Genomic DNA, 12,174 nt, shown 5'->3' on the forward strand with positions numbered 1-12,174 from the left:
GGCGAGCACTTCCTCAACGTGCCACCGGGTTTGGTGGTTGGGCGGTCTGGCGCTGGCCTGGTTGTTCCTCGGGTTTGCCGACGTTACGTCGCTGAGCCTGCATCCCTTCTATCGCCGCTGCCTGGCCCGCACCTTCGCCGTGCGGCGCGGTCCGGACGGGGCCGTGCGGTACGACGACGCCGAACCCACCTGGCTGCACCTCTACGGCCGGACGACCAACGGCCCGAAGTTCGTCTTCGCCTGCTCGGCCGCCATCTCGGGCCCGGACAAGCCCGCGCCCGGCCTCAACGCGGTTTCGTTCGTGATGAGTGCGGACTACGTCGGTGGACCGGAGCTCGGCTGGTTCCACACCGACAACTTGTTCCAAGCCGCGTCGCCGCGGATCCGCCGGGACCTGACGGTGGAGGCCGCGGTCGCCGTGAGCGGAGCGGTGTTCGCCTCGGCAATGGGACGCCAGAACAAGGGTGTCGAGAAGTTGCTCGCCGTGTCCGGCGCCCGCCTGGGAACCTGGTTGCCCAACCCGAACTTCGTTCGCCACCTTAAAAACTCCACCAGCTCGACCGGTTTGGCATCGGATCCGCGCCCTCGGGTATGGCCGAAATCGCTGCCGAACATCCGGGGCGGGAGCTACCTGTATCGGGAAATCCTCGGCATCAACGACCGCGACGCGCGGCTGGTGCAAGTCACCGACGGCGGCCACTACGACAATTCGGGCCTCGTCGAGGCGCTCCGGCGCCGCTGCAGACTGATCATCGTGATCGACGGAGGAGGCGATCCGCCGCCGCTGCCCGTCGGCCTCACGGACGCGCTTCGGTTGGCGAGATATGAACTGGGCGTGGTGGTTATGTTGAACCGCACGGCCATCCTGGCAACCCACAAGAGTGCGACGTACGTGTTCTGGCACGGGCAGCGATCCCGCATCGACCCGGCCGACCGGTCGGTGACCTTCAACCTCGGCCTCGACCCCGGTGTGACCTACCCGATCGAAATCTCCAACGCGTTGTTCGACGCGATGCCCTCGACGGAACCCATTGTGCTGCCGGTCATTCCGGGCCGTGGTACGCCGTCGCGATTGCTGCCCGGCTCCATCGTGGGCAGGGTGCTGCAGACACGCGACGCGAGCGGCACCGTCAACGGCTTGTATGTGCTGTTGCCCGTCGGCGTGCAGAAAATCACCAGCTTCGTGGCGGACCTGCTGCGAACCGCGGATTCGGAGGGCTCGACCACGCCGACCCTGGTCGCCCCTGACAAGCTGATTCAGATCTCGGTGGTCGACGTGCTCGACGTCGACTACTACCCCTCGGAGAAACTGGAATTCGTCGACACGTCGGCCAACCCGGCGACCTGCGTGGGCTGGGAGAAGCAAACCGGTGACCCCCAGGCCAGGATCACGATCCTCAGTGGCCGAAGGTTGCCGATTCCGATCGGCATGGATTCCCGGGTCGTTCGGCTGGTGCGCGACGACCGAGACCCCAATTCCGCTGAGGCACAACAAACGTTGCTGCTACCGAGTGCGGCGAACTTCGTGACGACCACCAGCGGCGTCGCGACGGCCGACAGTCGCGAAAGCCTGTATTGGATTTCGCCGCAGGGGGTTCGGTACGGAATTCAATCCGATCACGCCACTTTGCAGGCGTTGGGCCTGGATCCACGGCTGGCGGTGCAAGCACCGTGGCCGATCGTGCGTACCTTCGCACCCGGGCCCGCGATCGGCCGCGACGCCGCGCTGGTCTCGCGCGACACCGTCTCGGGTAGTGGTGCGGTGGCGCCGATTCCCGATCTCAACGATTTGGCAGGCGGGGGTTAATAGAACATGTCCAAACGAGGTTTTGTCCGGGGCGCCCGCCAGGCCCCGCCGAATGTCCCGCCGGTGCGCATCGCGGTCGCCGCGCCGTTGGCGCTACCCGAGCGTGAACCGCGAAACATCCTGCTGATGATCACGATCCCGGCGCTGCTCGTCGGAATCATCGGCACGCTGATGTTTCGGCGGGCGCTTGGGACGCGGTCGCCGCATCAGCTGGGGCGAACAGGAAAAACAACGCCGCGCCTATCTACGCCAGCTCGACGAGGACCGCGACGAAGTGCAACGCGCGGCACATGAGCAGCGACGCAGCCAACTCTTCGTGCACGGCGACCCGCAGCAGCTCGACACCGTCATCGGTGGGCCGCGGATGTGGGAACGGCGCCCCGCCGACCCGGATTTCCTCGATGTCCGGCTGGGGATCGGGATTCAGCAGGCCAGCGAATCGGCGGTGTCGCTGCAGTGGCCCGACGTTCCGATCGGCGAAGAGCTGGAGCCCGTAACCGGCGGTGCGCTAAGGGATTTCATCCTCGAACAGAGCAAGATCCGCGGAATCGGCAAGGTGGTGAGCCTGCGGTCGAAGCCCGGCTTCAGCTTCATCGGCGACGATCCGGGCGAACTGCACAGCCTCGCCCGTTCGATCCTGTGTTCGCTGGCCGTCTACCACAGCTCCAGCGACCTCAAGATAATGGTGGTCACCCGCCATCCGGAGCTGTGGTCGTGGCTGGTGTGGCTGCCGCACAACCAGCACGACGAGATGTTCGACGCATGCGGGCTGCGCCGGTCGATCTTCACCTCCCCCACCGAGCTGGAAGAGGCGCTCGACGCCGAGCTGCACCGCAAAGGGCGGAGACCCTGAGCGCCGCCGGTCGGCATGAGCCCGACATCGATGCCGTCGCCGATGGGGTCCGGCGCCGGTCTGGCGCTGGGACCGCACTGGGTGATCGTCGACGACAACGTCGGCACCCCGGAACAGTGGGAGGGGGTGACCGGGCAGAAGGGTATGGCCGGCATCACCGTGTTGCGGCCGGCCACCCGGGCCGGGGTGGGTGTGGGATTTACCGACGACAGCGAACGTTTCACCCTTCGCGAAGGCAGGCTGGCCCACCGCGGCACCTTCTACACCGTGGCGGACATGCTCGCCGAAAGCACCGCCAACCGGTATGCCCGGGCTATTGTCCGGTGGGCCCCGATGAGCGCCGGAGAGCTGTCGGAGACCGACAGCCAGGGCGGTGAACTGCTGCGCGCACTCGGCATCAGCGATCCCCGGGAGCTGGACGTCGACCGGCTCTGGGGTGAAAGCCGCGGCCGCGGCGACCACAAATGGGCGATGGTGCCGGTGGGTGTCAAGCAGGGCGGTGAACTACAGCAGATTATTCTGCGCGCCAAAGACTTTGGTGGCTTCGGGTTTCACTCCGTGGTGATCGGGACGTCCGGCTCCGGCAAGTCGGAGTACTTCCTGTCGCTGTGCACGGGTATCGCGTTGACGCACTCCCCCGAGACGTTCATCGTGATCTTCGTCGACATGAAATTCGAGTCCGCGGCCCAGGACCTACAGGGATTCCCCCACGTCGCGGGTTCACTGTCCAACCTGGGCAAGGACGACCGCCATCTGGCCGAGCGCATGCGTAAGGCCGTCAACGGCGCTATCGCCCGGCGATACCGGCTTTTCAACCAGGCCGGGGCGCGCGACGCCAACGAGTACGAAGAGATGCGGCTGGCCGGTCGCGACGTGGAACCGGTACCGATTCTGATGGTGATCATCGACGAATACCTCGAGTTGTTCATCCACCATCCGGAGTGGATCGATCTGGTCATCCACATCGGACAGGAGGGCCGCGGCTGCAACGTCTTCTTCACGCTCGGAGGTCGGCGGCTGGATCTGTCGTCGCTTAGTAAGGTCAAGAGCAACATCGCTTTTCGGGTGGTGCTGCGCGCGGAAACCGCGGAGGACTCCCGCGACGTGATCGGTAGTGACGCGGCGCTGCACCTGCCGTCGAAGGAGAACGGTTACGCGTTGCTCAAGGTCGGGCCCCGCGACTTGGAGCAATTCCGCTGCTTCTACGTATCCGCTCCGTTCGTGGTGCCCAAGCGTGTGGTCAACGTGAACAAAACGGTGGCCATGAGCTTTTCGCAGCCGCGCGCGTTCACCTGGGCCTACCAGCCGCTCAGCGAAGCCGACAGCGAAGCGTTGGCGGTCGCCGACGAACCCGAAGAGCCCGACGAGTTTCTGTTCCATGCCGACGGCTTCCGGAAAAAGAAGCTGGTCGACGTGATCCGCGAGTCGTTGATGTCGCACAGTGCGCGCCCGCCCCACCAAATATGGCTTCCGCCTTGGAAGTCAGCGAGACGATGGATGTGCTGGTGGGCAGCTGGCGGCGCAAGCCGTGGTATGTCGACTACGGGGACAACCCCGGCTTGGTGTTCCCGGTCGGCGTCGTGGACATCCCCGAAGACCACGCGCAGCGGGTGCACGTCATCGACGCCGAGATGGACAACATCATGGTGGTGGCGACCGCTCAGCGCGGCAAGTCGACGACGTTGATGTCGTTGATCACCTCTGCGGCGTTGATGTACCGGCCCGAGCGGGTCACGTTCTTCTGCATCGGGGCTTCGCTGTACCCCGTCGAGGACTGCCGCACGTGACATCCGTCGTCAGCCAAACCGACAAGGAAGGCGTCTCGCGGACCGTTGCGTCGATCGAGGGTTTGATCCTGGCCCGCGAGGCGGCGTTCAAGCAGTACCAAATCGACATCTCCGAATTCCGGGAACGACGATACGGGACCGAGCGGGAAGGCGACACCGATCTTGCCGACAAGTTCGGCGACGTCTTCCTCGTCGTCGACAACTTCAGCGACCTGTACGACAAGGATTCCGCGATGGGGGATCGCCTGGTCTCGATCGCTCGCCAGGGCCTGTCCTACGCCGTCCATGTCGCGACCAGCGCCACGGCGTGGCTGGTGGGGCAGAAGCAGGCGTTGGTCAACGTGTCGAATGCGCGAATCCAGCTGCGGCTGAGCAACCCGGACGAGACCCAGATGGGCGAGGGTCTCGAACGGCGCAAGGCCGCCCGCAACACGCTGGACCGGCCCGGGTTCGGCGTCACCCGGGAGGGTCACGAGCTGCTGGTCGGGGTCCCGGAGATCATTTCGGCCAGCGGCGAACGGGTGCCTACCCGCCAGCTCGGCGCGGTCATCGCCGAGATGACCGGCGTCGGCCGGCTGGAGAAGTTGGCGCGCCTGCCCGAGCAGGTTCAGCTCGCCCAGATCATCGCCGCGTTCGCGGAGACCGAGGTGGCGTCGGACCCGTTCAATGTGCCCTTCGCTATCGGCGAAAGCGCTTTGCAGCCAACGTATTTGCCGACCCGAACGGTGCCGAGCATGCTGGTGCTGGGCCGGCACCTGTGCGGCAAGACGACCACGCTGGCTGCCTTCGGGCAGGCGGTGATGAGCCGGTTCGGTCCCGAGCAGGCGCAGATCACGACCATCGATCCCAAGACGTCGCTGATCGGCAAGATTCGGGGACCCCACGTGCGCGCGTACGCCTACACCGCCGACGACATCGACACCGTGCTCGAGGAGTTGGCGGCGATCATGCGTGACCGGCTGCCAACCCTGGGGGCTCAGCCAGGAGGAGTTGCTGAGCCGGCGCACCTGGGAGGGTCCGCACCATTTCGTGTTGATCGACGACGAGCAGGAACTGCGTCCGCACGGTGCGATCGGCAAGGCCGCCGCGAGCGCTCCGCTGTGGGGGTTGATCAAGCGCAGTCGCGAGATCGGCCTGCACGTGATCGCGTCGCGGTTACCCGGAAACTGGGCCGGGGTTCCGTGACGAATCCATTCCTGCAGAAAATGACGAGTTCGCGCGCGCCGACCCTATTTATGGACAACGACCCGGCGACGGTAAAAGTGTTCGCCCGAGTCAGTGCCCAGCAACTGCCGCCCGGGCGCGGCTTGCTCGTCACCACCGACGGCGCGATCGAAGGCGTGCTGGTAGGCACGCCGGAATAGGCCGATCCGCGGCGTCGGCCGAGGTTGCGGAAAAGGTGATATCGACCGCTGCCAGCAACCACCCTAGAATCGGGCCATTCCGCGATCTTTCCGCGGACACAATTTGCCTGGTGGGGAGCCAGCCAAAGGGGGTATCCCCCCCGCGGATGAACCGGGCATTTAGCAAACGGAGGGTCACAATGAGCGGGCTGTTTGAAATGGTGCCGGGCGCCGTCGACTTGTCGTCGGTGACGGAAGGAGCGATCAGCGAGGAGATGGCGGCCACCACCGCCGCCTGGTCGGCGGCCCTGACCGGCGTGCTGCCGATGGCCCCGGACGCCGACTCCGCGGAATTCGCCGCCGCGCTGAACGCAACCGGTGCCGCCTACCTGGCGACCGCGGCCGAGCACGCGGGGCAGCGCGCCGCCTTCTCGGGCGCCCAGGGCCTTGCGTCCGCGACCGGCGTCGTCACCGATGGACTTAACGCGGCCGCGAGCGCGCTCTAACCGACAATGGCCGATCCCAGGTGGACAGGTCCTCCCGAGATCGTCGCCCAGATCTTCGAGGCCGGCAATCCGGCGTCGGTGCTTGCCAACAATGCGGTGTGGGTCGCCGAGACGACGAATCACGAAGTGGCGGCGGGCTTTTCAAACGTCAACGCTTTGGCCACGGCGGCGCATTGGCAGGGCGCGGGCGCGATTGCCTCGATGATCACCAGCACCGGCCTGAACGCCGGACTGCAGACCCTGGTGGGCTGGACCGCGGAGAAGATCGGCGTCACGACGGCGGCAGTGGAGGGCTTCACGATCGCCAGATCGTCGGTGGTCCCGTCGCTGATCTCGCAGACCAACCGGGATGAGTGGACGGTCCTGAACGCCACCAACTTCTTCGGTCAAAATACCCCTGGGATCGTCGAGCGAAACACCGAATACTTTGGCGAGCATTGGCCGCACAACTCGACCATCGGTTGGGCCTACGCCGCGACCCTGGCCACGCTCACAGCGGCGTTGGCTGTTCCCCCACCCGTCGCACCGATGGGCGCCTCGCCGGCCGGGCCGGCCGCGGCCGCCTCGGCCGTGGGGCAGGCGGCGGCGCAAGCCGGTATGAACGGTGCGACGCAGGTGGGTAGCCAAGCCACGCAGGGTGCGGGCCAGGCAGCGGCCGCACCCGCCGAGGGCGGCAGCCAGCTCAGTTCACTGATGCAGCAGCCGCTACAGATGATTTCCGGGCTCACCGAGCCACTCCAGCAGGTCGTCAAGGCCCCGATGGACGCTTTCCAGGGGATGGCCAGCATGCCGCAGGGCCTGCTTTAGTCCATGGCGGGAGCGTTCTCGTCGGCCGGTGCGGGCAACGCCGGTGCGGCCGGTGCGGCCGCCGAGCCCGCGATGCTGGCCGGGGCCACCGGTCCGCTCGGCGGGGCGGCTGGAGGCGGCGGCGTGGGCGGGGCCGGTGGCTTCCCGGGCGCCGGCCTGACCAGCTACACCCGTCCCACCAGCAGCTTCGAGCCGGAGGTCGGCGGCAGGCCGACCAGCCTGCGGGCCGGGGTGCTCAATGCTTCCGAGCTGCGCGGCCCCGCCTCGCCGACCACCACCGCGGTGGGCTGTGCGCCCATGCCGATGTCGTCGGCCGGCATGCTGGCGCAGGGCAAGGAGGGCCAGATCGACAAGGACGTCACCCGCGCGCGTGTCGTCGTGGGCGGCCAGCCGACCGACGAGACCTAGCGGCGGCGTCCTCTTCTCTTATCGATCTTCTCTTATCGATCGGGGCCCGGCGGGCCGGCGAAGGCCTGCGCGATCTCGAGCCAACGCTGCGCGTCGGGACCCTGCGCGGTGAGGTCGAGGGCGCGAAGGGGACGGCGGTGAGTCACCAGGAAGCAGAAGTCCTCGGCGGCGCCGGTAACCGGTTGGGCCGCATCGGCCGGGCCCCAGGACCAGACGTCGCCGCCGGGTGCGCGCAGCTGGACTGCAAACGGCTCGGACGGCGGGGTCAATTCGTTGGCCACGAACACGTAATCGCGCGTGCGCACCCCCAGGTGCGCGATCGAGCGCAGCCGATCGGTGGGCCAGCCCCACCGGCGCACCGTCGGGGGTGTCAGCAGGGTGGCCAGGAAGGACCCCAGGCCCGACGCGGCGAAGAACACCAGCGCAATCCCCAGGCCGCCCACCGCCGGGTTCTGCGCGTGGTGTGCCAGCAGCAGGATCACCAGCGAGTTGATGCCCACCACCATCCGGTGCGACGCCAATCCGGACAGGGCGGCCGCGACCGTCGGCGTGGACACCACCGTGCGCCCCGTGCAACCATCCGGTGATCACCGCGTAGATCGCCGACCCGTGGATGGCGCGCTGGGTGTCGTCCGGCCCGAGTACCCGGGGGCCGAACCGCAGCGACAGCAGCAACGCGACGGACACCGGAATCAGCGTCATGAAGATGATGATCGACGCGCCCCGATCGCTGCCGCCCACGAAAAAACGTGGAATCAGCATGAAGTTGGCGTCGAAGAACGCCGCGATGGCGCCCGAGGCGGTGGCGAGCGAATTCATCGCCACCACCTGTTCGCGCGGCACCACGTGCGGCAGTGACGCCGACAGCCCGGAGGCCACGAACCTGGAAAAGCCGTTGAACAGCAGCGCCCCCAGCAGCAGCGACATCTCGCCGGCGCGCACTGCGAGAATCGTGCCGATCACCATGATCAGGACCAGGCGGAACGAGTTGGCGCCGACCAGCACCCACCGGCGGTCCCACCGGTCCATCAGCGCCCCGGCGAACGGTCCCAGCAGCGAATAGGGCAGGAACAGCACCGCGAACGCGAACGCGATCGACAGGGGGTCGGCCGCCCGGTCCGGATTGAACAGCAGCGCGCCGGCCACCGTCGCCTGGAAGAGCCCGTCCCCGAATTGACTCGCCATGCGCAGCGCTACCACCCGCCGGAAATCCGGCATGGCGCGCACCGACTGCCACAGCTCGATGGGTGCGCGCGAGGGCATCCGGGTTTGGAACACAGAACCGACTTCCATGAGGTGGCTGGACAGAGATCGTCGCACTCGACGCCGCTGTAATAACAGTACAAATACTTACCTGCGGCGTTTGTTTGTGCTGAGCGATGCTACGGGAGTGCGATGATGGACTGATGCCCCAGCCAGAAGATCCCGAGGACTACGTCGCACCCGCTGCGCAGCGGGTGCGGGCGGGTACTTTGCTGCTGGCCAATACCGACCTGCTCGAACCGACGTTTCGGCGCAGCGTCATCTACATTGTCGAGCACAACGACGGCGGCACGCTGGGCGTGGTGCTCAACCGGTCCAGCGAGACCGCGGTCTACAACGTGTTGCCGCAGTGGGCCAAACTCGCCGCCAAGCCGAAGACGATGTTCATCGGTGGGCCGGTAAAGCGCGACGCCGCGCTGTGCCTGGCCGCCTTGCGGATCGGCGCCGACCCGCAGGGGGTGCCGGGTTTGCGACATGTCGCGGGGCGGATCGTGATGGTCGACCTCGACGCCGAGCCCGACCTGATCGCACCGATGATCGAGGGCGTCCGGATCTACGCGGGGTACTCGGGTTGGACCATCGGTCAGCTCGAAGGCGAGATCGAACGCGACGATTGGATTGTGTTGTCCGCGTTGCCATCTGACGTTCTGATCGGGGCGAAGGAAGACCTGTGGGGGCAGGTTCTGCGTCGTCAGCCACTGCCGTTGTCGCTGCTGGCGACCCACCCGATCGACGTCAGCCGAAACTAGCTCTCCTCCCCTACCTCCGAGCGCACCGGCGGCAACGCCGTTTTGTCGGCTTCACGCCCCAGTCTGCTGGCGATCACCGCGCACACCACCAGCTGGATCTGGTGGAAGATCATCAGCGGCAACATGGTCAGGCCCACGATGTTGTCGGGGAAGAACACCAGCGCCATCGGCAGCCCGGATGCCAGACTCTTCTTCGACCCGCAGAACAGCAGCACGATCGCATCCGCGCGGTCCAGCCGTGCCAGTCGGCCGACCACGGTCGTGGCGACCAGCACGACGGCCAGCAGTGCCACCGCGACCAGGGACACCAGGATCAGTCGCCACAAGTCGACACTGACCCAGATGCCCTGCACCACGTCCATTGAGAAGGCCGTGTACACGACCAGCAGGATGGATCCCCGGTCGACGATCTTGAGCACCGCGGCGTAACGACTGACGAACCCCGCGATCCATGGCCGCGCCAGCTGACCGGCAGCGAACGGCAGCAACAGCTGCACCACGATGTCGCGGATCGAATGGGCATCCACGCGGACGACCCCGCTGGTGTTCATCAGCAACACCACCAGCAATGGCGTCAGCACAATGCCGAGAATGTTCGACAACGAGGCACTGACGGTGGCGGCCGAAACATGGCCCCGCGCAATCGAAGTAAAGGCGATCGACGACTGCACCGTGGACGGGACCAGGCAGAGGAACAGCACTCCGTTGTAAAGATCGGTCGTCAGCACCGAGGGTACCAACACCCGTGCGGCCAGCCCCAGCAGCGGGAAGAACAGGAAGGTCATCGACAGCACGAGCAGGTGCAATTTCCATTGCCGGACGCCGTGCCAGGCCTGCTGTGGTGACAGCCGCGCGCCGTACAGGAAGAACAGCAGCGCGATCGCGGACTCCGCGGCGTCCGAAGCCGCGTGCGCGGCGTCGCCGTGGGCGGGGAAGAGCGAGGCGATCGCCACGGTCGAGGCCAGGGCCAGCAGAAACGGATCAAAGATCGTCGGCAAGCGCCTCAGCATGGTGGCCTACCGCACCACTTCGTGTCGGTGACTTTTCGTCAGTGGCAGGACTGTGTGGAGGCGCTGCACTCGCCGGCGCAACTGGGTGCCGCCGCTTGCTGGCGCAGCGCGAAGCGCGCGCTCTGCCACGAGCCTGCGGCCAGCGTGCCGAGGGCGCCGGCCACGCAGACGATCAGCACCACGAGCGCGGTGTGCGCGGATGCGGCCAGTGCCACCACACCGCCGGCGGTCAGCATCACCGCGGCCGCCAGCTGGGTCGGCGCCATGGCGCGCAACGCCAATTGAGTGCCGTCGACGGCGTGGTTATGCGACAGCGACCAAGTCCCGAACCCGGCGGAAGCCACCGCCGCACACATGCACAAGACCCCAGCGATCAGCATTGCCTCACAATACGAGGCCGGTTGTGGATCCGCGCGCCGGGCTCCACAACCCTTATGCCAACACCGAATCAGCGCGCGCCGAGGTTGCTGAAGTTCGGCAGCGGGGGCAGCCCCGGCACCAGGGCCAGCAGGTTGGGCGCCGGCTGGGAAGGCAGTTGTCCCGGCACAGCCGTCTGCGCGGGAAGCCGGGTCGGCGCGGCGACCGGTGCCGGCGACGCGACCGCGGCGGGTGCGGGTGTGGTTGCCGGGGCCGGGAGCCCGACGGGTGCGGCGGTCGGGGCGGGCGCGGCGGGAGCCGGGGTGGCGGAACCGGGGGCGGTCACCCGGAAGCCGTTGATGATCGCGTCGGTGGCGGGTGCGTCGGCGACCGCCACCGCCCGGTCGGTGGTGACCGACAGCGACACCAGGTACGTGTCGTGGCCGGAGGTGGCGAGGATGTGACGGCGTGAGGTGTTCAGCGTCATGTCGCCTTCGCGGTAGGTGCCCTCGATCACCGACGACGGGAAGCCGTCGAAGTCAGCCATCGACGCGTTCGTGGACTGCCAGGCCAGCAGTTTCTGGCTGTCGACGTAGCCGTGCGAGATGGCTTCCCTGGGATCGAACGTACCGACCAGCTTGTAGACCACGACCTGCGCGTTTGACGTGTAGACGCTGCTTCCTTGCCGGTCGGCGATCACCGCGAACGCGTCCGGGACATTGGGGTCGGGCACCTGGGTCCAGCGCGGCGGCACCGGCAGCATGATATCCAGCGCCTTGAATCCCTGGGGCTTTTGCGGCTCGAGCTTGACGCCCTTCGACTTGAAGTAGTCGCGCAGCGTCCCGGAGGCCGCTGGCGTCACCGACGGCGGCTGTGCCGGCGCGACCGCGGCGGCGTTGGGCGTCGCGGCCGGAGCGGCGTTGGGCGCCGAGGCGAGGCTCGGCGGCGCGAACGGATTCGCCGACGGCGGGGTGGGGACAAACCGGCTTCTGGTCGTGCCCGGCGCGGCCGGCGGGTAGTACTGCTGCGCCGGCACCGGAACGATCGGACTGGGCGGGACGGGAGCCACGGGCTCAGCCGAAGCCGTAGCACCCGAAAATAGGGCGAACCCGATCACACCGGCGGCAAAACCGCCGACGACTACGCGCCCGGGGGCGGCGATCTGAGTCATCTCTGTCGGTCCTTCCGAATGGCTGGTCCACCAGCATCCGTCGTATAGTGGCTGACTGTAACCAGAGGCCAAACGCGCTGGACAGGGCCGAAATAGAGCTGGGATGAACCTCT

8 protein-coding genes and 3 pseudogenes are annotated in these 12,174 nt (G+C 67.0%); 6 read left to right on the top strand and 5 right to left on the bottom strand.

The genetic code is table 11. From position 1 onward, the window contains the following. Positions 1-37 precede the first annotated feature (37 nt). The 5 genes and pseudogenes from eccB to T428_RS31420 all read left to right on the top strand — a co-directional run bounded on the left by eccB (position 38) and on the right by T428_RS31420 (position 7,511). Positions 38-1,807, top strand: coding sequence for a type VII secretion protein EccB (eccB, locus tag T428_RS35570; protein WP_025738190.1), 1,770 nt, complete (start codon positions 38-40; stop codon positions 1,805-1,807). Between the two features lie 6 nt (positions 1,808-1,813). Next, a pseudogene (eccCa, locus tag T428_RS30265) lies at positions 1,814-5,811 on the top strand (type VII secretion protein EccCa). A gap of 179 nt (positions 5,812-5,990) precedes the next feature. After that, the gene (locus tag T428_RS0122260; RefSeq protein ID WP_211243999.1) at positions 5,991-6,296 is read left to right on the top strand and encodes a PE domain-containing protein; all 306 of its coding nucleotides are present in this window, start codon (positions 5,991-5,993) and stop codon (positions 6,294-6,296) included. Positions 6,297-6,302: 6 nt separating this feature from the next. Continuing rightward, positions 6,303-7,103 (top strand): PPE domain-containing protein, encoded by an 801-nt coding sequence (locus tag T428_RS30270; RefSeq protein ID WP_051465327.1) that lies wholly within the window; start codon positions 6,303-6,305, stop codon positions 7,101-7,103. A 3-nt stretch (positions 7,104-7,106) separates the two neighbouring features. Beyond that, positions 7,107-7,511 (top strand): hypothetical protein, encoded by a 405-nt coding sequence (locus T428_RS31420; protein WP_051465328.1) that lies wholly within the window; start codon positions 7,107-7,109, stop codon positions 7,509-7,511. Between the two features lie 32 nt (positions 7,512-7,543). Here the strand turns inward: T428_RS31420 and T428_RS30275 are convergent. Together T428_RS30275 and T428_RS32405 are read right to left on the bottom strand one after the other, a co-directional pair. Beyond that, positions 7,544-7,849, bottom strand: a pseudogene (locus T428_RS30275) (wyosine base formation domain-containing protein); the annotation flags it as partial. Between the two features lie 6 nt (positions 7,850-7,855). Continuing rightward, positions 7,856-8,774 (bottom strand): annotated as a pseudogene (locus T428_RS32405) (MFS transporter); the annotation flags it as partial. Between the two features lie 143 nt (positions 8,775-8,917). Here T428_RS32405 and T428_RS0122280 point away from each other — a divergent pair. Further along, positions 8,918-9,523, top strand: coding sequence for a YqgE/AlgH family protein (locus T428_RS0122280; protein WP_036468684.1), 606 nt, complete (start codon positions 8,918-8,920; stop codon positions 9,521-9,523). Here the strand turns inward: T428_RS0122280 and T428_RS0122285 are convergent. The 3 genes from T428_RS0122285 to T428_RS0122295 all read right to left on the bottom strand — a co-directional run bounded on the left by T428_RS0122285 (position 9,520) and on the right by T428_RS0122295 (position 12,061). Further along, on the bottom strand, positions 9,520-10,533 hold the full coding sequence (locus tag T428_RS0122285) for a bile acid:sodium symporter family protein (protein WP_025738197.1): 1,014 nt from the start codon (positions 10,531-10,533) through the stop codon (positions 9,520-9,522). The two genes, T428_RS0122280 and T428_RS0122285, sit on opposite strands and share 4 nt — an antisense overlap. Before the next feature lie 38 nt (positions 10,534-10,571). Further along, complete coding sequence (locus T428_RS0122290) at positions 10,572-10,913, bottom strand: hypothetical protein (RefSeq protein ID WP_025738198.1); 342 nt, start codon at positions 10,911-10,913, stop codon at positions 10,572-10,574. A gap of 68 nt (positions 10,914-10,981) precedes the next feature. Continuing rightward, positions 10,982-12,061 (bottom strand): LpqN/LpqT family lipoprotein, encoded by a 1,080-nt coding sequence (locus T428_RS0122295; protein ID WP_025738199.1) that lies wholly within the window; start codon positions 12,059-12,061, stop codon positions 10,982-10,984. Positions 12,062-12,174 lie beyond the last annotated feature (113 nt).

It is taken from the genome of Mycobacterium genavense ATCC 51234 (assembly GCF_000526915.1).
GTDB lineage: Bacteria > Actinomycetota > Actinomycetes > Mycobacteriales > Mycobacteriaceae > Mycobacterium > Mycobacterium genavense.